General features: G+C 32.6%; 12 protein-coding genes. 2 read left to right on the top strand and 10 right to left on the bottom strand.

Going from position 1 to position 22,313, the window contains the following annotated elements:
- Positions 1–2 precede the first annotated feature (2 nt).
- The 4 genes from D1816_RS07555 to D1816_RS07540 form a co-directional block, all read right to left on the bottom strand.
- Complete coding sequence (locus D1816_RS07555; RefSeq protein WP_066318158.1) at positions 3–905, bottom strand: substrate import-associated zinc metallohydrolase lipoprotein; 903 nt, start codon at positions 903–905, stop codon at positions 3–5.
- 10 nt (positions 906–915) lie between these two features.
- Positions 916–2,397 carry a RagB/SusD family nutrient uptake outer membrane protein gene (locus D1816_RS07550; RefSeq protein WP_066318155.1) on the bottom strand — a complete coding sequence of 494 codons (1,482 nt, stop codon included), beginning with the start codon at positions 2,395–2,397 and terminating at the stop codon, positions 916–918.
- Positions 2,398–2,411: 14 nt separating this feature from the next.
- On the bottom strand, positions 2,412–6,116 hold the full coding sequence (locus D1816_RS07545; protein WP_158597792.1) for a SusC/RagA family TonB-linked outer membrane protein: 3,705 nt from the start codon (positions 6,114–6,116) through the stop codon (positions 2,412–2,414).
- 121 nt (positions 6,117–6,237) lie between these two features.
- The gene (locus D1816_RS07540; protein ID WP_118501975.1) at positions 6,238–7,407 is read right to left on the bottom strand and encodes a FecR family protein; all 1,170 of its coding nucleotides are present in this window, start codon (positions 7,405–7,407) and stop codon (positions 6,238–6,240) included.
- 247 nt (positions 7,408–7,654) lie between these two features.
- Between D1816_RS07540 and D1816_RS07535 the strand changes: the two genes are divergently transcribed.
- A complete protein-coding gene (locus D1816_RS07535; RefSeq protein WP_232517428.1) occupies positions 7,655–8,080 on the top strand; it encodes an RNA polymerase sigma factor in 426 nt (141 codons plus the stop codon).
- A 29-nt stretch (positions 8,081–8,109) separates the two neighbouring features.
- Here D1816_RS07535 and D1816_RS07530 read toward each other — a convergent pair whose 3' ends face one another.
- The 3 genes from D1816_RS07530 to D1816_RS07520 all read right to left on the bottom strand — a co-directional run bounded on the left by D1816_RS07530 (position 8,110) and on the right by D1816_RS07520 (position 12,852).
- The gene (locus D1816_RS07530) at positions 8,110–9,228 is read right to left on the bottom strand and encodes an MFS transporter (protein ID WP_369887308.1); all 1,119 of its coding nucleotides are present in this window, start codon (positions 9,226–9,228) and stop codon (positions 8,110–8,112) included.
- A 338-nt stretch (positions 9,229–9,566) separates the two neighbouring features.
- Positions 9,567–10,361, bottom strand: coding sequence for a sugar-binding protein (locus D1816_RS07525; protein WP_118501970.1), 795 nt, complete (start codon positions 10,359–10,361; stop codon positions 9,567–9,569).
- A 199-nt stretch (positions 10,362–10,560) separates the two neighbouring features.
- Positions 10,561–12,852, bottom strand: a complete 2,292-nt coding sequence (locus D1816_RS07520; RefSeq protein ID WP_118501968.1) for a starch-binding protein — start codon at positions 12,850–12,852, stop codon at positions 10,561–10,563.
- Between the two features lie 509 nt (positions 12,853–13,361).
- Here D1816_RS07520 and D1816_RS07515 point away from each other — a divergent pair.
- Positions 13,362–14,162 carry a hypothetical protein gene (locus tag D1816_RS07515; RefSeq protein ID WP_118501966.1) on the top strand — a complete coding sequence of 267 codons (801 nt, stop codon included), beginning with the start codon at positions 13,362–13,364 and terminating at the stop codon, positions 14,160–14,162.
- Between the two features lie 102 nt (positions 14,163–14,264).
- Here D1816_RS07515 and D1816_RS07510 read toward each other — a convergent pair whose 3' ends face one another.
- From D1816_RS07510 to D1816_RS07500, 3 genes are all read right to left on the bottom strand, one after another.
- Positions 14,265–15,800, bottom strand: a complete 1,536-nt coding sequence (locus D1816_RS07510) for an RICIN domain-containing protein (protein ID WP_118501964.1) — start codon at positions 15,798–15,800, stop codon at positions 14,265–14,267.
- A 330-nt stretch (positions 15,801–16,130) separates the two neighbouring features.
- Complete coding sequence (locus D1816_RS07505) at positions 16,131–20,078, bottom strand: T9SS type A sorting domain-containing protein (protein WP_118501962.1); 3,948 nt, start codon at positions 20,076–20,078, stop codon at positions 16,131–16,133.
- 406 nt (positions 20,079–20,484) lie between these two features.
- Entirely contained in the window at positions 20,485–22,302 is a 1,818-nt protein-coding gene (locus D1816_RS07500; protein WP_118501960.1) for an acyl-CoA dehydrogenase family protein, read from the bottom strand.
- Positions 22,303–22,313: the final 11 nt, after the last annotated feature.

Raw genomic sequence — 22,313 nt, 5'->3', positions numbered from 1 at the left:
TATTAATTAACACTGTTCAAGAATTCATCTCTTAATGTTAAAAGATCAATCCCAACATCTTCTTTCATATATTTTACAACAACATCGTATTTTTCTTGAATACGAGCTCTACCGATATTTCTATCTAAACAATCTTGTCCAAGACCTGTACAATCCTCTGGAGTGATATATGTTGCTGCAAATTCGTCTGGATCAGTAGTAATTATATAGGCGATTAATTCTGCGAAATCTTCACCTACTGCAGAAGTACCGTAAGGGGTAACCATTCCTCTTTCAATTGCACTATTTAAATTTTCTTGTGTCCAAGTTCCTGGAGAGGTATAATCATCACCAGAAATTTTAAAGAACGCATCTACATCAAAATTGAAGTTTTGATCCACTATATGGGCAAATTCATGATGTAATGTTCTAAATGTTTGAAGAATCCATGCGTCATTACCAGGAAAATAGTCATTAGCTTGAGTAAGTGTTACTCTAACTCCAGAATCTGCAATCCCTAAAGTAATTGTTCCATCACCATTAAATAGTGGAGATCCTAAAATCACAATTTCTCCAGGAAAGAAATCTCTTAAGAAATCTTCTCCACGATCAGATGCTTTGTTGTATGGTTGTATCCATGCTTGCTTAATAAGTTCAGCAATCGGCTTAACCACTTCAAGACGTGGTGGGGTAGCGGATCTTCTAGGGTCAATATATCGATCAACGAACTTATAGAGAATTAAGCTTCCATAAGGATCTCTAAACTCTCGTTTAAGAAATTGATCTAGTTCTGCAGTAGATTCTGCATCTCCATTTTCGAATATAGCAGTAGGTTGTATTGTTTCTTCTCTTTCACAAGCAGCAACAACTACTAAACAAAATGCGAGCAATACTATATTTTTAATTATTGTTTTTGGCGTTTTCATAGTTTATATTTTATCTAGGGTTTGGAGTTAATCCAAATGAAATTGCATCACTAGGAATTTGTACAGCTTTTCTAGGGTCGTTAGCTAAGAGTTCAAAAGTTCCCCCACCTTGACTTTCAGGAAGTACATGAGTTACTGGAATATTGAAACGTTTGATATCGAACCAACGTAGACCATGATCAAGAAATTCTTTCTTTCTTTCATCAAGGATAAGTTCTAAAACTCCATCTTGTTCATTAGCTGCTCCATAAAAAGTTACAATGGCTGCAACATCCGTATATTCGTTACCATTATATCGTAATCTCGCTAAAACGTTTACATCGTTTAATGCAGCTGGTTGATCTCCAAGAAATAAATTAGCCTCAGCTCTATTAAGTAGTACTTCTTCACCTTTTAACTCTTGTGCGATATGGTAAGGTAATCCTGAATTAGAAGATAAATTTTCTCTAAAAAAGAATTCTCTTAGTCTTGATAAATATCTTGCATCAGTACCTACATTCCATATCCCAGTAGATGTTCTTTGATCATTTACACCTAATGCGTTTCTAAATAATTGATTGATACCATTGATGTTCAATCTAAAACCAGTACCTCTACGTTGGAAATTACTAATTTTAGATATCACAAGGACGTTACTTTCGTCTTCTGGATTACTATATTTATCTGCAATGTCATTATAACCTGACCCTTGAAGATCTGCATAGTCTTTTACATAAATTTGCGGAGCACCATCTAAGAAAAGATCACTATACTTCTTACAATTTGCATAATCTCCTTTCCATAAATAAAATCTTGATGCAAAAGCCTGAGCAGCTTTTTTCGTAAAATGATATTTGCCAGTTCCTGAAAAGAAATTATCATTGATCAGGGCTAATCCTTCTAATAAATCTTTTTCAGCTAGTTCATAAACTTCCGCTACTGTATTTCTAGTATAGCTAGGTAAGAACTCGGTCTCAGGCTTTAAAACATAAGGTACACCAAGATTTGAAGATGCGTTAGCATCAAAATGCAAACCAAATACATTTACTAACATGAAATGGTTGTATGCACGTGTTAAAAGAGCTTCACCTTTTACAGCTTCTCTTTGTTTGTCATCACCAGGTAGGTTATCAATTACTGCTAAAACTTCATTAGCCTGTGCAATTGCTTCATACGTATTATCCCAAAAATAGGTTGGCGTTTCTTGAAAAATAGCATCAACATCAGCCCAAGTATAAGTTTGTACATCTTGTATACGAATAGTATTTCCTCCAGAATTTTGTATTACACCAGCACCATCTGGATTTCCTGTTGGGCCTACTAAATCAGTATATGTATCGGTAAAAACATAACTTCCTTGCGAATATGCATCAGCAACTACCTTTGCTGCTTTGTCTACAGTATCTAGGTTTAACCTGTCATCTGGTGATTCATCTAAATAACTGTCACAACTTCCTACTATAGTTGCAAGAAGAAATAAGAGTATATAGGATTGTATTTTATTGTTCTTCATAATTTTTCCTTTTTTTAAAATCCAACATTAAGTGAAAGTGTTACTGTCTTAGGTACAGGTAATGCAGCACCACCAGAATTGAAAAATTCAGGATCCTGACCGTTCAAACCTTTATCAGAATATAATAAGAATAAATTTTCTCCTTGCATTCTGATTTTTGCAGAACTAATTCCAAGTCTTTTTGCATAAGAATCAGGTATTGTATATCCTAGTGCTAAAGATCTCATACGAGCATAGGTACCATCAACAACTCTTAAGTCACTATTGTTATACAATTGATATGCATTATCTCCTCCAACTAAAACACCATTATTTACCGTAGCATTAAGTTCTGAAATTAGAATTCTACGATCTAAAATTGCAGGTATGTTAGTGATATTTTCATCTCCAGGAATTGCCCATCTATTGATTAGCTCACCAGGTAAAGAGTTAAAATCAGTATAAGAACCAGAAAAGTTACTGTTTAAACGAATTTTATAATCAAATTTAAAAGAAACATTAGCAGAAAGTGTAAATCCTTTATAAGTAAAAGTGTTATTAAAACCTCCAGCTCCTCTTGGCTGTGTAGGGCCTTCATATTTTAATATACGTTCAATATCCTCTCTACTTTGGAGATTAATATCAGTAACAATGTTATTGTCAGCATCAAAAAATGTTGGAATACCAAATTCATTAAGTCCAGCAAAACGTACTGAGTATAATGCAGATATTTCACGACCTGTAAATGGAGATCCAGTTGGAGATATTAAATCTACCAAACGTGGATTAAATTGAAGTTCTTCAACTTCTTCAGTATTATACCCTACATTTATATTACTCGTCCACTCAAAATTACCAGTTTTTATATTTGTAGTAGTTAAAGCAAATTCATAACCTTCAACACTTAGATCGGCAAAATTACCAGTCTTAAATGCTTCTCCACCAACACCACTGGTTTTTATAGTTCCAATTAAATCAAAAGAGTTACGTTTGTAATATCCTATCTCACCTAACACTTTGTTTCCAAACAATCCGAATTCTAATCCAGTACTAAATTCTTTTAATTTTTCAAAAGTAAGATCATTGTTTTCTAATGAATTAATTCTGATAATACTCTCTATATCTTGAGGTCTTAAAGGAAGTTGTCCTCTTAAGTCTAGAGATGCACTTGTCAAAGGACCTCTTCCACCAGATAATCCATAAGTAGCTTTTAACTTTAATGCATTTATCCAATCAGCTTTCATGAAATCTTCTCTTCCAATATTCCAGGCTCCACTAATATTATAGTTAGTTAAGTATCTTGCTTTAGGACTAGAGCCTTGTAAGTTAGAACCGTCATATCTTAATGTACCATTAACGGTATATTTATTATTTAGAGTGTAACCACCATTAAAAAAGAATCCTACAAAACGATCTCTGAAATTTTCAATATCGAAATATTGATCGTTTCCATCTATTAATTGATCTATTGCATCTGGGTCAGTATTAATTAAGAAACCGTTTTCATAAGAAATACCTATACCATTATATTCTCTTCTTTGTCTATTGGTAGATTTGATTTCTTGTCCTAATAAAAATGTAAACTCATTGTTTTCGTTAATTCTTGGATTCCAAGAAATTGAGTTTCTCCAGTATAAATAATCTAAAACATCTTCATTGTAGATATTAATACCTCCTTCTGGTAATATAGAAAATGGTGGTCTAGTTGGGTTATCTCTATCTTGGTACAAAAATGGGTTTACACCTGCCAATACCCCTTCATCTGCTCTAAAAGCTTCTGCTTGGTTAGAATTGTCTCCAATAACATGCTCTCTTTGCGTAATAGCTTTACGATAGTTAAACGTTGAATTGGCAGTAAGGTTTTTAGAAATCTTATAATCTAAATCAGTTTGAAATGTAATATCGGTTACATCAATATTAATGAAGTTATTATCTAATTCATGTATAATATTGAATGGGGCATAATTCTTTCTAAAAAATTCTAAGTTACCATTTTCATCAAATGGAGTGATACTTCTACTATTAGTTAGAGAAAAACTATATGGGTTGATATCGAACTCACGTTCAAAATTACCATTTAAAGGGTTTAAAGTTCTATCATTGGTTCCTGGGGCAACTTGATCTCTAAAACTACCTATAAGTGAAGTTCCGATAGAAAAGTTATCAGAAATTCTAAACTTGGTATTCAATTTTGTAGTATAACGCTGCGCTTCATCACCAATAGTCTGACCTTCATCATTTAAGTAACTTGCAGAAAAGTAATAAACAGCATCATCACTACCACCAGAAATACTTAAGGAATGATTTTGTTGTAAAGAAAAATCTTTAAATAATGTTCTGAACCAATCTGTATTGGCTACTTGAAACCTATCGAAAAAACTATCGGCTAACTGTCCATTAGCTCCTATTTCAACATCATTTGTTCTTCTAAGATTGAAATATTGCCCTAAAACACCAAAAGACTCTGCACGTTGGGCCGTGGTTAAATCAATTAATCCTTTTTGAACTAATTCGGAGTATACAGATAATTCTTGTTGAGAATTTAATACATTAAAATTAGTATATCTAGGTCTTAGTCTGTAAGAGAAGTTATTGTTGTAGTTTATTCTAAGTTTACCTTTTTTACCTGTTTTGGTTGTAATTACAATTACACCATTTTTAGCTCTTGCTCCATATAACGCGGTTGCAGAAGCATCCTTTAGGATAGAAAAACTCTTAATGTCATCTGGGTTTAATCCAGCAACAGAAGAACCTATTAATGAGTTAATATCTCCAGAAGATAAGTCATCTTGAGCTAGCTCTACATTATCTTCTAAAATTACTCCATCTACAACCCATATAGGATTGTTATTACCATTTAAAGAGGTATTACCCCTTATTCTAATTCTTGGTGACGCTCCAAAAGACCCAGAAACATTATCAACAACTACACCGGCATCTCGTCCTTCAAGTAATCTTGAAGCATCAGAAACACCATCAATTTTTATATCTTCAGTGTTCAATTTAGTTGCTACACCGGCAAATAAACGACGATCTATTTTTTGAAAACCGTTACTAATAACAACTTCTTCTAAAGATTCTACAGATTCTACAAGTGTAACAACATAATTTTTCTTGTTACGATCAGAAATGGTTATTAATTGATTTTGAAATCCTAAATTTTCGACTAGTAATACATTAGTTAACGAAACTGTTAATGTAAAATTTCCATCAAAATCTGTAACAGCTCCAATATTAGTACCTCTGATGGATACTGTAGTACCGGGAATGGGTAATCCTCTATTGTCAAGAACTTGTCCAGTAATTTCAAAACCTGTTTGAGGTTTTACTGTAGTATTTGCTTGACGTTTAGGTTTTATTGTAGTTTTTTTAGCATTGGTAAGTTTTTTTATTAATACAATTTGTTTGTCTACTATTTTGTAGGAAACATCTGTATTTCTGAAAATTTTGTCTAGAATAAATTCAACTCTTTTATTGTAAACTTTAAGAGAAACTTTTCTGTTTGTATTTACGTCTGATACCTTAAAAAATACTTTAAATTCTGTTTTTTTCTGAATTAAATCGAAAACATTTTCAATAGTTGAATTTTTTACATCCAAACTTATTTTAGTGTTTTGGGAGTAGGTATTTGCATTTATTCTAAAGAGAGACAGTAAAATTAGAAGTATTGTTAGTCTCATTTTTAAATTAAATATTAATTTTGCCGCACCACAAGTGCGGTTCTGTTTAATTTTTTTCATATTTTTAATATGATTTAATGATTGAACCATTGTTAAATTACGCTTATTCTAAAATCGGGAGATGTTCCAGCATTTCTCGATTTTCATTTTTGGGGTCATTCCATTACCATTCTTTTTTTGTTTAGGGATTAATAATTATTTCATTTTTTCTGATTGTATAATTGAAAAATGTATTGCTTTTAAAAGTTTTTAATACATCTTCAATACCTTCGATATCAAATCTTCCGGTGAATTTTTCTGACTTTATTTTTGAATAATTTATTGTGATTTTTTTATCATAGTGTCTCTCGAGTTTCTTCATAACAGTTTCAAAACTTTCATTTTTGAAAAGAAGTATTCCATCTACCCAAGCGATATAATGTTGTGTGTTTACATTAGAAATATCTAGATTTTGTGAAGATTTTGATAAGCTTGCTTTTTGATTAGGAGCTAAAATCTTATCAGTTTTATGATCAAATCTGTTTTTATCTTTAAAAATACCAACACTACCTTCTACAAGAACAACTTCAGAAAAAGAATCATTGGCATAAGATGAAACATTAAATTTTGTGCCAAGCACTTCTGTACGAATTCCATTGGTTGAAACAATAAAAGGATCTTTTTCATTTCTTGCAACTTCAAAATATGCCTCACCAGATAATTGAACTTCTCGAATCTTTCCAGAAATAAATTGTGACGGAAATTTAAGAGTTGAGCCAGCGTTAAGATGCACGATTGTTCCGTCAGATAACACTAATTGAAATTTTTTACCGTAAGGGATTTTAAGAGTATTGTAGCTAATTTCTTCTTTAGAAGTATCATTATTTTTATTTTCATAAACAATTTTATTCTTTTCTTGAAAAGCTATAGTAGTTCCTTCTTTGTTTTCAATCTCTTTGAATAGTTCATCTGCCTTTAAAATTTCGACATTACCATTATCTTTTTGTAAAGTAATTAGAGTAGTGGTATCTTTTGTAGTAAAAAAATCTCGGTTTAAGAATGCAGTTATCCCAACCAATAAACCAACAAAAACAGCAGCATATCTTAAATAATTGGTTTTTCTTTTTTTAACTGGTTTAGGAAGTGGTTTTTTATTCTGGATATGTTTTTTAAATAACAAATAAGCCTTTTCATCATCAAAATCCTTTTTGCTTAACTGGACATAATGATCAGCAAGAATACACTCCTTAAATAATCGAAGATTTTTTTCATCTTTTAATAACTCTTCGATCTCAATTGTATCAATTTCGGAAATCTCGTTATTTAAGTATTTTAAAATTTGATTTGTTTCCAAATCTGTAGTACTTTTCATCCTAATTATTGGCTTATTTATATGAAAGACTCCAAAAAATTAAAAAACCCTTACTCCTGAAACTGTTTTTTTTATTATTTATGTAATTTTTTTGTTAATTGTTTCGGGAATAGAGTTAAAAGTGGGTTAAAAAGGAATTGTTATAGAGAATAAAATTCAAATAGAAGAGCTCAAAAAAGGGAATGAGTTCGTTTATAGGCGTATATATGAAATGCACTATAACGAATTATGTGCTTATATTTTTAGTTTGTCAAGAAATAAACAGCAAGCTGAAGATATTGTGCAAAATGTTATGCTCAATGTTTGGAAGAATAAAGAAAAACTAAATATCAACACATCTGTTAAAAACTATCTGTATAAATCATGTTATAATGAGTTGATCGATAGTTATAAAAAAAATAAAAAAGAACTAAGCTATATAGAACGTATAAAAAAAGAAACTTTAGATTTTTTTGTAGAAGAAGATAGTAATTATATCAAAAATCGCATACGCTTAGTAAATATAGAAATCGAAAAGCTTCCTCCTAAGTGTAAAGAAATTTTTATATTAAACAAAATACAAGGTTTTAAGTATAGAGAAATTGCTGAACAGTTGGATATTTCGATTAAGACTGTAGAGACACATATGTCTAAAGCTATGTCAAGAATTAAAGAAGGTCTTAATTCTATATAGTACTGCATAGAAATTCATAGGGTATACCATTATTTTCTTAAAGCGTATAACCCAAAGATTGGTCCAATACATAAGAATACATAAAGTAGAGTAGGGTCTATTATATTCATTAAAAATGATAGCAACTGAATACTGATAATAGTTATGGCAAAACCTATACTATTTGTAATTGTTAGAGCAGTACCTCTTAGTTCTGGAGGGGAAGAAGCAGCTACCATTGTTGAGAATTGTGGTGAATCCGAAATCACTACCATGCCCCATATACATAATGCTATAATAAACCAATCAGGAGGTAATTTAAATAATAGAGGAGAAACTAAACAAAATACTCCTGAAATGAGTATAGAATTATAAGCTACTTTTTTACTGCCTTTTTTTAAAGAAATTAACCCTCCGATTATGCAAGATATTGCGCCTATACCAATAACAATAAAAGACCAAAATGATATTTGAATTCTAACAGGATGAATACTGGCGTAGGTTTTTAAGATTACAGGAACAAATCCCCAAAAAGCATATAATTCCCACATATGACCAAAATAGCCAAATGCAGATTTTTTGAAATTTGGAATAGTAAAAAGTTGCGTAATCACTCCTAATTGTAGTTTAGAAACAGGCTTTCTATATGGGCCATCAGCTACAAACAACCACATACTGATTCCGCCAATAAAGGCTAATGCCGAAGTACTTATTATAACAGCTTTGTAATCACTACTCCATGAAAATTCATTTATAAAATGTGGAAAAGCGGTTCCTAATACTAATGCTCCTACCAAATAACCTAAAGCTTTTCCTAATCCACCTTTATAATAATCAGAAGCTATTTTCATTCCTATAGGATATATCCCCGCAAGAAAGAATCCGGTACCAAAACGCGCAGTCAATAAATTAAATACCGTAATATTTGGTACTAATAATAATAAATTACAAATACCTCCTAATATAGCGCAAATCATGAATATTCGTGATGGTGAGTACCGATCGGCAATAGTAAATAGGGCAAAAGTAAGTGTGCCAATTATAAAACCGAATTGTACAAAAGATAATAGATATCCCAAAATATCAAAATCAACCGTAAATTGTGTAGCAAGGTCATCAATTACTGCGTTACCTGCAAACCATAAGGATGTGCAAAAAAATTGTGAAATAATGATTACCGGAAGTATGTAAAACTTTGGTTTCAGAATATTTTTTTAATAAGGTTAATTTAGTGCGCTACTCAAAAGTAATGAAAACCTTTATGCCGACGGTTATTATGATAAGGTTTTTCAACTTCTATATTTACTACAAATTTAATAGAAGTAAATTAAGAAAATAATACGACAAAAGATAGAGGGAAGTTTTAGAATGTAAATCGGTTAGCTAATTTTAATATTTTAAAAGTAATTGGTATCGGTTATCGTTAACTAACAAAATTAATTTCATATAAGTAGTATTCACAAGAACATAGAGAAAAGCTTCTCTATGTTCTTGTGAAATTAAGATGTTATTCTTTTAAAACAATTGTACCAAATACGTCTGCGTTAATCCAACCTAAATTTTTTTCTTCACCAGGTATAAATACCGAACCAATGAAGTTTTCTCTTTCTTTGCTGCCATCATTATCATTATAAGCAATTGCAAAACCAAGCTTTTGATCCTTACTAAGTATTACAGGATCGTTAACTTTTCCTTCTTCATATGAATCATCATAAACAATCATCTCAAATTCCCATACAGTAACATCACCTTTAGTTACTCTTTTAGTCGTAATATGATTGTTATATAAAAGAGGTTTTTCATCTTTTCCTAAATCAACGACATTACCATCAAGTGCCACATGGTAAGCAAAAGCATTGTTTGTAAACTGATGGTTTCCACCAGAATTATCTGCGTCAATAAATATTTCTACACAATCATCATCCCACCATAGTGTAAGTGGATCTTTATATTGGTCGTATATTTTATCATCTTTAATTTCTACAAGTATATAAATGGCTTCTGGTGTCCAAGCCATTTTGTAACGTCCAAAAAAGTCATCAACAGTATATTCTTCACCTAACCATCGTTGATCCAACCCATACCATTTTACTTCTTTCCATATAGGATCGTCCATAATTCCATCAAGTTTAGGTACAATTGTAGCTTTTTTGATTTCTCTTATCTGATGATCTTTTTTTGTTGATATACGCGTCGTTGTAGTTGGTTCAATACTGGTTGAAGTATTTGCGATAGCATTTTTTTTCTCTGTTTTACAGCTTAATACAATTATTAAAATATAAGCGATGAGTATTTGTTTCATCTAGTATTCTTATGGTTTTGCGGTTAATACTAAATATTCGACATGCTATAAGTGTATAATCAAAATAGTATATAGAATATAATTTAGGTTAAAAGTAATAAACAAAATTTAAAAAGCGGTTGCTACTTACTAGAATAAGTAACAACCGCTAATCTCTCTCAATAATAATACGATAGCTAGGTTAAGATAAAAATTGGGCTTATTCTTGGATCCCCTTTACTTGATCCAAAATTTTTCCATTTAATTTTATGGTATAAAAATATATTCCTTTAGGTTGTGTTGTATTATTTTTTATATCAATCGCATGTGTACCTGCTTGGATAGGTTGATTATAAATCGTTTTTGATTGACCAATTAAATTTGACACGGTAATATCCAACATACCTTTATTAACAGTTGTGACATACAATTTAGTTTGATCTGTAATTGGGTTAGGAGCTATTGCAACTTTTGATTCAATTATAGGAGAATCATCGATAAAAGTTCTTGCATTTTGAGATGGACAATTTGTTGGACAGTTATTAGACCATACTCCAGTTCTTTTTCCATTACTACTGCCTGTAACCCTAAACCATCCATCGGTTCCTCTTGTGAGATCGATGGTTTGTTGATCATTACCTCCATTGTTAAAGACAACACCAACACTGTTTGCATTTATACCATTTGGTAGTGTAAATGTATTTCTACTCCAAGAAGTTCCATTTAAATTATTCATTGCGGTTCCGGGCCATTGCGGTGTCCCTGATAGAACCTGATTCGTAGCTTTGTTGTAAAGATATACATTGGCAGTATTTCCCCATCCGCTATTTGGTTTTAAGAAATTTAGAGTTACCAAAGTATTAGTAGGGGGATTTGTTTCTCCTGGGCATCCAGAAGGACAAGTATTTGTCCATGTGCCATCAGTATACCAACCTGTAGTATTTCGAGATAAGTTTCCGGTTTGATTACTTCCCCCATCATTAAAAATAACTCTAATATCATCAGCAGATATGCCTGCTTGCGGAGTTACCGTATAAGAGTACCACTGCGTTCCGGATAAGTTTGTAGCTTGTTGTCCAGGCCAATTTGAAGTTCCGGGCAATGTGGAGTTTGCTGATGCATCAAAGAAATAAGCATTAATAGTGTTACCCCATCCAGAAGGTTTTTTGAAATTTACAGTAAATGGAGCAACAGTTTCATTTCCACCTCCATTATTGTTTCCTCCCTGTGTCCAGACCGCATAATCATTTCCTGATGTTCTTAATACCCATCCGGTTCCATTAGGTGACCAATTGCCTGATCCCAATTTCATTGCTATAGTTCCATCTCTACCATCTATATATGCTGCATACAAATCATTTCTTGCTTCAGCAATGTTTATTGATGAACCTGCAAAAACTCTAACACTTTTTCGTATGGCTATAAGATCGGTAATGGCATTGCGTACGCCCGAACCTGTATCGAAGAAGTGAGTCCAAAAGACCATTGGGTTTCCTGGGTGTGTTAAAATATAGGCATATCCTTTTCTTAGGTTGCTTTCTCCTCCAGGGAAAACGAAATCTGATCCACAGCATTGTTGAGCAAAACCTGTATCATGATTATCTAAGAACGTTACAGATTTAGCAGGATTTATTCCAATCATTCCAGAAGGTCTTCCTTGAAAGTCTCTAAGGAAAGATAAGTTATTAGCTCTTATTGCATTTTGTAAACTAACTTTTGTATTAAAATCAAATGCAGACGATGATTGCTGTGTTCTATTCACAAAATTATTAGTTTGTACTCTGCTACTTTCTAAGAGTTCTCCAACGGCAAAATATGGATTGGTTGCATCGTTGTATTCTTTATTATAAATAGGATCATATCCATGTACAAAATCATACCTCCAGCCATCAAAACCAATATCGTTTTTAAGAAATCTCATCCATTTTATGATTTCAGCTCTTACAGCAGGGTTTTTATGATCTAAATCTCTTGCTGCCGCAAATGTTCCGTTAGAACCATCTGCTTTAAGGCTAAATCCAGGTACAAAATCTCCATTAATACTAAATTCTACGGGGCCATTTACAAAATTTCTTCCTTCATCATCTGCAGTAATATAAAACGTAGGCCATGCTGGATTAGTAAATGTAACAGCGTCATTAGTACCAACTCTATGATTAATAACTATATCACTGATTACTTTAATTCCAAGTGAATGATATTGATTGATTAGATCTTTTAATTGAGCTTCTGTTCCGTAAGCACTGTTTAGATTATTTAGCTCTCGAGGTAGATACCCCTGAGGAGCTGCAGAGTTACTTGGTGGTGGCATCCATATTAAATCAATACCGGCATCGTTTATGGCATTTCTATTTTGAGATACTACGTCATACCAAGTTTGACCCGCTGGTTGGTTCTGAACATTCCAATCAAAAGCTTGAAATAGAACATCCTCATCCTGGGCATTTGCATTTAATAGTGGTAAGCAGAATAACAGGAGTGTTAGAAAGCGCATTAAGTTTGTGTTTTTCATTTTATTTTTTTTTGGTAATCAATTATGAGTTTGTGTTTTCACTATCCTTTACAGTAAAGATGTATATGAGTCAGTACAATTTTGAATATGTGGCTTTTGTTCGTTTTAATGGTGTTTACGAAAATTTGGTAGTAAATAATTGCTGCCCCGAAGTGTTATTTTCCCTAGTAAAGGTTATGGATTCTGGTTTTTAGAAATATCGAAAATAAATAAGATGTTTTCGGTTTAAAAGATTTCAATTTCATAAAAAGTAATTTTTCGTTTATAAAAGTATGTTTTGTGTTAACTTTCTACTAAGTTATTATGAAATGCTTAATTCTATTGGATAAGTCTTGTACTACAACGTTTTCGTGTTGATAAATCGGTAATTTTTTGATGAAACTTACTTTTCAAAAGCTATAAATAGCGATTATGTCAAATTATGCTTAATTATTTTATAACATTTAGGTTTATATAAGATAGCAAGCGTGATTTATTTTTACTTCACTAACTTAAAATATATACATATCATGAAAATTGAATTGAAATTTGGACTGCTGTTTATTTTGTTATCAACGTTATTAATTGGTTGTAGTGATCCTGATACTGATCAGGGTTCAGAGGTTATTGGATTAGAAATGCAACAAGAAGATTTGTTTAAAGGGCAAACAATTATCGAAGGACATAATGTTTCGTATAAAGTATCTTCTAAGAGTGAGTTGTATTTTGTTGTTGAAGTGCAAATAGATGATCATGTACTTAATGCAGCAATAGCTTATGATAATGAGACTATTGATTTTGATGGAAAGAATGCTGTTTTAACATTTGATCAGAAAAAAATCTTGTTAAAACTTGGTGAAGAGATTTCTCTTTTTTTATTCAAAGAGAAATCAGTTGATAACTTTACTATGACAGAGTATACGCTGTTGCGTTTACTTGAGTATTGGGCTAAATCTCCTAATGGTTACAAATACTCAAAATTAAAAGTGAAAGCTTCAAAATCATCCAATACTAATTTAAAAAGTAGAAATGAGGGTATTACTTGTATAAGAAAAAATACTTTTGTTACGGCAGAATATGATGATGCAAGTGGAAGAAATTACAGAGATCGTAAATTGGTGAACGGAGATCGTTGTTTAGGAAGATGTGGTTCAGGATGTCCGGGAGTATTTACAATCGCTAGTGCATGGACAAAGGATTGTTTAGATCATGATCAATGTGGCAGAGTGTTAGGCGGAAGTACAAATCCTATTGATCGTAATTGCGGAGATGAATATAGAGAAGCTGCAGATGATTATTTATTTGGAGTAATCAGAGGATGTAGAGGTTAATTGAATCATTTTCAGAAAATAGTAAGAAACCGTCTATTTGCTATGTCAAAAGACGGTTTCTAAATTTAATCAAACAACTTTCTTTGCGATTATATAATCATTTTATTCTTTTACGAACTTAAGAGGTTTATTGTTTATCAAAAGGGTATACATGCCAGGAGATAAACCATCAACATTAAGTACAACGTCATCACCACCTGATTTAACTTTATGCGTTAAGAGTACTTGTCCGTACATATCTATTACTTGTAAAATATGTGTGCCTTTAGGTAGTTTGGGAATATTTAACTCTTTGCGCGTAGGGTTTGGATATGTAAATGAACCTAAAGAAGCAGATCCTGACGAATCGAACCCAATATCATCAGAGGTTAATTTACCAGGACTCAAAATCCAAAAACGTTGATTTTGATTAGAAGTACCACAATCCCATTGTTGAAATTCTGTATTGTGCGACGTATTTCCTCCTGTTAGGTCGATACATTTTCCTGTTTTTCTATTTTGGAAGGCGAATTGCCCGTTTCCACGATCTACTCTCTTCCAATGTTGATCTTGATATCCTTTGCAATCCCATTGAACCAGCTTAATACCATTGTCTGTATTGCCTGCTGGAACTGCTATACATCTTCCAGATTTAATATTTTTAATTTCCACATAGTCATTACCTGCATTTACAAATTTCCATAATCTAGCGTCTCCATTTTCATTTTGATGATTAACGATTTTACCTCCATTACTTGAAGTGTCATTAATAGGAGAGATCCATTTATTTGATTTTACCGATTTAATAACATAAGAATCATCATTACCACCCCCTCCAGAGGTGTTTTCTAATTTATAGGTGTGTACCCAGTCAACTTTCATGGTATTGATACTATTATCATTTAGATGGCTTTTAACAGCTACACCACCAAGAAAATTTTCATCATCTGTCCATAAGTCCCAAATAAGATTTAAATTTCTTGTAAAATCTCTGGCAGAAACTACTTTACCTGCAGGTTCTCCGTCTAAGTAGAATTGAATATTTTTAGCATCTTTCCACCAGACACCTACAGTGTGATATTGCTCGTTCCATCGAACCCCTTTTTTTGGATTAGTATTAGATAGGTTTCTGTTATCAAAATTTCCATGAGCTCTTTTAGTGTCTCCATTAATAACTTGAAAATATTGAGAGTTCATTTGCCAAGGAAAATTAGGCTGACATCCACAACTTGGTCTTGAGTTATTTTCGATAACATCTATTTCATCTCTATTGTTTATATCTCCGTTATTTAACCAAAATGTATTGTATGCAGATAAATGCGCGGTTATAATCCTAGACTCGGTATACATGGGATATTTTATTTGAGCTTTAGATTGAACTCTAGAACTTTGAAACCATCTTTGAGAATTATTATCTAAGGTGGCTTTAATCCATAAATTTCCATTGGATACTCCTGAGTTTTGTGCAACCATTTTAGTGGGAGTGTTTGGATAATCCCATAAAACTTTTGACCATTTGTTTGTGTCGAAAGTAGTATTAAATTCATCTGATAAACTAGCAACTTTTACCCATTTTTTTCCAGAAGGAGGAGTAGGTTGTGCAAATGTGAAAGTACATATTAGAGAAATTCCAATAGTAACGATAAGTTTGTTTTTCATAATTAGTAAGTTTAGGTGAGTTTAGTAATTAATAGGTATTTAGATTTAATACATATTTGGAGTTACCTATTTTACCAATTTTAAATTATGAATTTGTTTTTATTTGTAGTTGCTCAAAAACTTTAAATTTTAAAGTGTCTATAAAAAGTCTAGTTGAATAAAGAATTTGTAGTTTTTATAGGGTTTAAGTTATTAAATGTATAGGAAGAGAACTCTGTTTTAGTTTATTTTAATGAGGTATCGGTAAAAAGAAACCGTCTTCTTATATTATAAAAAGACGGTTTTTTGCTTGTCAAATTTTTTCTAAAACTTCTGTATTATCAAGAAGGTTTATTTAAGCAATATTTTCTTTACAAGCAATTGTTTGTTTTGTACGACTTTTACAAAAAACAATCCACTATTTTTTAATAATGTGTGCTCTATTTCTATACTTTTCTTGTCGGTTTGTGTTTTGTAAATTACTTTACCTTGAGCGTCTAAAATACTAATTCTAGACACTCCAAAGTCTCCAAGATAAATTGTGAAACCTTCATCATGTACAGGATTGGGATAAATGGTAATAGTATTTGTGATGTCTATATCTTTATTGGGATCAATATTAGAATCACAATTTTGTTTATAAATATCATTGTTATTGTTTATGATCCAGGAGATATGATCAGAATTTGTTGTAATCTGTGTCGCTTTGCCTGGTAACTCTGTAAATACTCCATTGTCTAAATACAGATATACTTTTTGATCCGTACTTGTTACCATCACTTGATCTCCATTAGGTTTTATTCCAACATCTAAGATTGTTAGGGAACCCTTTCTATTCCAGCTACTCCCATTCCATTTGTAGAGTCCGTTATTCATGCCTACTATCCAAGGGTTGCCATTACCATCAATGTCGATTCTTTTTCCTGTACCACTACTTAATGTAGCATAAGTTCCATTTCCAGTATATTTTCTAATTCTGTTATCTAAGCCCAAAATGTAGTATACATTATTTCCTACGCCAATATCAATACCAGTTCCATTTTTATCTAACCAAGGCCCATTAGGATATTTATATTGCCACAGTTTGTTATCTTCTCCAATTGCCCATACATCACCATTTGGAGCCACATCAAGACGTTTTAACTTTTTAGATCTATCTGTATTAATCCACTCACCATTTCCATTAGATCTGTACAAGTAACCATTGGTGCCGATAAGATATACATGTGATCCATTGGCTCCAATATCATTTGCTTTACCAGATTGTTTGATCCAACTACAGTTTGTAGTATTTCCAACAAATATTGTCTTAAATACTTCTGTGGTGGCCCCTAAGTCGTCGGTAGCAACAATTTTCAAAGTGTGACTCCCTTGTTCTAAATTAGTCATTAAGGCATCATATTTACTCCACCAAATATGAGTATTAGATTGTGGACTTTTTCTAACAATATTTCCATCAAAGAATAATTCTACTTTAGAAATCAATCCATCTACATCATTTGCCTTAGCTTCTACGGTAAGATTATCACCAACTTCAAAGGCAGTCGAAGTTGGTCTTAAGAATGATAGTGTTGGTGGTTTGTTAATAGGTTTGTTGACACTAACAATTTTCCAGTTTTGGTTTTTATTGCCTGCTTGATAAGGCCAAAGGTGCATCTTTTTTCCATTATTTCTATCCGCGACCTTTTCGCAATGTAGCGGTTGTAAGAAATAATCATTTCCAACTTTAGTAATATTCCATCTCAAGTGATCCGCAACGACTTGCGTGTAGGTACCTAAATTAACATTAGGATTTTGAGTATTGTCTCCTGCGTTACAAGCCCCATATGGTACTTCTAAATATCTTCCTGTTTGTACATTTTTCAAGGTATAGTTGCTGTTACTACCATTAATTTTAGTAAAGGTCCACTTAACATCATCTCCAGAACCATTAGTAACAGAAATACTTGCACCATTAGTATTTTTGATTCTAGCCCCTCCGGTAGGATTTTCGATAAAATAATCTCCATTTGCTAAATTAGCCGCAGGTCTTGGTGTGATAACCGGAGGAGTTCCATTAATAATTAATTCTATTTTATGTCTTCCGGTTGGGATGGTGATGGTAACTGCATTTGAAGCAGAAGAAATAACAGTAGTGTTAGTTCCATTTATTTTGACACCAGTAATGTTTTGTTTGTAAAAAGTAACGTTTGAGTTCTTTCTTGCATAAATATGACCTGAATTATTTTCTAAGACAATACTAACCTGTTGAGAAGCCTGGTATCCATAGTCTACACCTTGGGTATCTCTAAAACTAGTTCCATTAGTAGAAGAAAATTTTGTAGTCTTACCTGATTCTTTTCTAAAAAAAGTAGTATTAGCTTTAAATGATATATTACTATATGTATTTGTTTTGCTAGGGCTTGCACCAATATAGTAATCTTTGAAATTAGTACTATGCGAGACAATTGCTCCGCTATAATTTACATTTGAAATTTTAGATATTGGAGGTTTTTTATGCGTTTTATCTTCTGGGAAGACAATTGTTGTGGCTCTTACAAAACCATCAGCCCCAGTATTGTATTGTGCTCTTACATTATCAGATTTCACATCGGTAATATCAAACCCTCCTTTGTAAGAGTCTACAATGGCAACTTGTGGACTAGAAGCAAAAAACAAGTTTACTTTTTCGGTAGTATCATGACTGTTAAAATCCTTATACACTGCAGCCGTAATGGGTGCTACATATTCTTGATTAGTTTTAATAGTATTTGTACCTCCTCTTTTGGTATTTACCTGAAAGTTAATGGTTACCTTATCCGAAGATTTAGTGGGTTTCACTTCATCATAAATTACAAAATATCCATTAGACTTACCTACTATTGGATGTATAAGACTTAAGGTTCTTTTATGGGTGCCATTTTTTATAGCAAGACCTGCATCGGTGGTCCCAAATTCGATGTTTCCACCAACAAGCCCATCGATCAGACCATTTCCATCTCTTTGATCATGTTTGGTTTTATTTCCGATTAAAACGGTATTATGAAGAATAGCTCTACTCCAACGACCATTATCAGGAGCATAACCAGGGTAATTACCGCCTTGACCATTTAAACCTACATAATTTACTCCAGAATTCATGATCATATGTTGTCCATACCCTGAAAGATCAAAAGTATTTGATTCTTCTAGTGTATGCCCGAATTGATTTACAGAAGGATTGTCTCTTTTTAAGCAATGTAATACACCTTGCAAAGCTTCTCTAGAATTAGTTTTGTCCCAAAGTGCTGCACCAGAGTGTTCTCTTAGTTTAGAAACAGGCATTACAGGAGTAGGAGGGTTCACACTTTTTAAAATATATATTAAATAATTTGAATGTACATATGATGGGGGATAGTTATTGGGCCCCATATTCCATCTAGCCATGCCTCCATTAGTAGCGCCATATTTTTCGGCAAAGTACCAGTTTGTACTTTTATTAAGTCTAAAACTATTGTGACCTGTATCACCGAATTTTGTAGTACTACCGGATGGAGTTACGGCAAATGTATTAGACCATTCAAAAAGTGCTTTAAGTCTTGAATCGTTATAATAGTTGCCTTGACCAGTAAAATGCAATATATCTATGGGAAAGTTTTTTGCTAACCGATCTCCGTGCATTCTTGCAAACACATATCCTGAAGATTGCCCCCAAGAACCATCATTCATCATAGACTTATCAAACAAATAATTGTCATATTTTCCTTTCCATTTGGCTATTTCTTTTGCATCTTTTTTAAATATTGCATAAACCAATTTTATACCGTAATCAACCAAAGTCCAAGAAGAGCTGTTATTTTTATAAAAATTATGTGCTTTAATAATTCCTTTTTCGGCAGCAATTCTTTGAGAAGAGGTTAAATCATTATAAATAATATCTAGAGCAACAATAGCATTAAATTGCATACTTGCTCCACCTGTAAACCTACCATGGTTGCCACTCAAGAAATCAGTACCTCTTTCCCAGGCTTTTAAAATCTCGAACATTCTATTTTTATATTTTATTCTGTTCGAAGTGTTTTCTTCAAGAATGTATGCCAAAATATTATAATTTAAAGCAGTGCTCATGGATCCAAAATTATTATTTTCATAAGCATTGTTCCATCGTTCAAAAGCTCTATCCTTCATAGGTTTAAAGGGTCTTTTGTTGGTTTTCCATTTTGCTCTTAATGCAGGGTATTGGTTTTCTTTGACGATAAGAAAAGGGTGTTCTTGGGAATAACTTTTTAGTAGTCCCAATAAAAGTAGTACGACACAGAAAATTGGTTTTAGAGTTTTCATAGTTTAGTTAAGTTTTATATGATTGGGAAGATATTATCTGTCTATATTTAAACTTTTAAAAGATAGATAATACTTTGATTAACTTGTGTTTAAATAATGTATAAGGTATGCCGTAATATGATTAACCTTATTGATTTTGCCAAGTCTAATTTTACAAGCTTATAAATGTAAATATTACATTTATGAAATCAGGGACTCCTTTAGTATTCGTTTTGTTTGTATGAGAATTTGTAGCATACTAATTTGATTTTTAGTAGAAGCTATACTTTATTGAGGTAATTATTTTATTTTTTTGATGCTATTACTATGTAAAAAGAAAAAACCGCTATTTCGTTAGAAATAGCGGTTTTTTAAATCAAAATTAAACAACTCCCTAGTTTAAAGCCATAGGGAGGGCGTACTCATACTACCCAAGAAAATACCCGTTTTCTTCGGCAATTTTATCAGCTATTTTAGTTCTTAATGCAACTACATTAGGCTGGTTTGTATATTTAGTAAAACGCTTAAGTCCCATAAGCATCATTCTTTGTTCATCTCCTTCAGCAAAAGAAACTATAGCTTCTTTACCCTTTTTGATAGCAATATCTACGGCATTATATAAATATAATTGTGTCATTGCAACCTGAACCTCTTGAGAATCTTCACCGAAACGTTTAGCGTTTTTCTCAGTTCTAAGAATTGCAGATTCTGTCATGTAAATCTCGATCAAAATATCAGATGCAGCCATAAGTAATTGCTGGTGTTCTTCCAATTTAGGTCCGAATTTTTGTACTGCAGAACCAGCTACCATTAAAAATACTTTTTTAAGTTTAGCAAGGATTTCCTTTTCTTCAGAAAGTAAAGCAGAATAATCTGGTACATCAAAAGAAGGAATTCCAGTTAATTCGTCGGCTACTTTCATAGCAGGTCCAAGAAGATCTACATGACCTTTCATGGCCTTCTTCACTAACATTCCAACGGCAAGCATTCGGTTGATTTCATTCGTCCCTTCATAGATACGAGAAATACGAGCATCTCTCCAAGCAGATTCCATAGGAGTATCAGCAGAGAATCCCATTCCACCAAAAATTTGTAAACCTTCATCAGCCGTACTCTGAACGTCTTCAGAAACAGCTACTTTAAGTATAGAGCACTCAATTGCATATTCTTCAACTCCTTTAAGCTCTGCCTCTTGATGAGAGTTTCCTTCCGCTTGACGGATAGCAATTCTATCTTCTATATTTTTTGCAGCTCTATAGGATGCAGATTCATCAGCATAAGTGTTTGTAGCCATCTCAGCAATTTTAGCTTTGATAGCGCCAAAGTTCATAATAGGTGTTTTAAACTGGATACGCTCGTTTGCATATTTTGTAGCTTCACCAATTACTCTACGCTGTGCATCCAAACAAGCAGCTGCTAATTTGATACGCCCAACGTTTAATGCATTCATGGCGATTTTAAACCCGTTACCTCTTTCAGATAACATATTTTCTACAGGTACCTTAGTGTCACTAAAAAATACTTGACGAGTAGAGGATGAGTGAATACCTAATTTCTTTTCTTCTTCACCTAAAGTAATTCCATTTGCATTTTCTGGATCATACTCTACGATAAACCCAGTAATATTTTTGTCGTCTTCGATTCTAGCGAATACGATCATAACATTACAGAATCCAGCATTTGAAATCCACATTTTTTGACCAGAAATCAAATAATGTTTACCATCATCTGATAAAACAGCCTTTGTTTTACCAGAATTGGCATCTGATCCAGCTCCCGGTTCTGTTAAACAGTATGATCCCATCCATTCACCAGTAGCTAATTTAGAAACATACTTTTTCTTTTGTTCTTCGTTTCCATATAGTGAGATAGGCATTGTACCAATACCGGTATGTGCTCCAAAAGCGGTACTAAAAGATCCTGTTGCACCAGAAATATAATCACAAACTAACATCGTAGATACGAATCCCATTCCTAATCCATCATATGCTTCTGGAACAGAAACACCAAGTAATCCAAGCTCACCAGCTTTTTTCATACATGCTTCTGTATACGCATAATCTTTTGATTCAAATTTTTCCCAATGTGCCCAAAGTTCGCGGTCTACAAATTCTTTGGTACTGTCACGCATCATTTTCTGTTCTTCAGAGAAATCCTCTGGAGTAAATACATCTTCAGCTTTAGTTTCTTTAACAAGGAATTGTCCTCCTCTAAGAATATCTTTGTTTGTAGTTTCTGTACTCATTATTTTATTTT

The sequence above is a fragment of the Aquimarina sp. AD10 genome (assembly GCF_003443715.1).
GTDB classification, from domain to species: Bacteria; Bacteroidota; Bacteroidia; order Flavobacteriales; family Flavobacteriaceae; genus Aquimarina; species Aquimarina aggregata.
The sequence above is the reverse complement of the archived record's forward strand: the minus strand, read 5'-3'. Positions and strand labels throughout refer to the sequence as shown.

What these genes read in the sequence shown, in the direction of transcription:
- D1816_RS07555 (WP_066318158.1), bottom strand. Translation starts at nt 905, where the DNA reads ATGAAAACGCCAAAAACAATAATTAAAAATATAGTATTGCTCGCATTT.
- D1816_RS07550 (WP_066318155.1), bottom strand. Translation starts at nt 2,397, where the DNA reads ATGAAGAACAATAAAATACAATCCTATATACTCTTATTTCTTCTTGCA.
- D1816_RS07545 (WP_158597792.1), bottom strand. Translation starts at nt 6,116, where the DNA reads ATGAAAAAAATTAAACAGAACCGCACTTGTGGTGCGGCAAAATTAATA.
- D1816_RS07540 (WP_118501975.1), bottom strand. Translation starts at nt 7,407, where the DNA reads ATGAAAAGTACTACAGATTTGGAAACAAATCAAATTTTAAAATACTTA.
- D1816_RS07525 (WP_118501970.1), bottom strand. Translation starts at nt 10,361, where the DNA reads ATGAAACAAATACTCATCGCTTATATTTTAATAATTGTATTAAGCTGT.
- D1816_RS07520 (WP_118501968.1), bottom strand. Translation starts at nt 12,852, where the DNA reads ATGAAAAACACAAACTTAATGCGCTTTCTAACACTCCTGTTATTCTGC.
- D1816_RS07515 (WP_118501966.1), top strand. Translation starts at nt 13,362, where the DNA reads ATGAAAATTGAATTGAAATTTGGACTGCTGTTTATTTTGTTATCAACG.
- D1816_RS07510 (WP_118501964.1), bottom strand. Translation starts at nt 15,800, where the DNA reads ATGAAAAACAAACTTATCGTTACTATTGGAATTTCTCTAATATGTACT.
- D1816_RS07505 (WP_118501962.1), bottom strand. Translation starts at nt 20,078, where the DNA reads ATGAAAACTCTAAAACCAATTTTCTGTGTCGTACTACTTTTATTGGGA.
- D1816_RS07500 (WP_118501960.1), bottom strand. Translation starts at nt 22,302, where the DNA reads ATGAGTACAGAAACTACAAACAAAGATATTCTTAGAGGAGGACAATTC.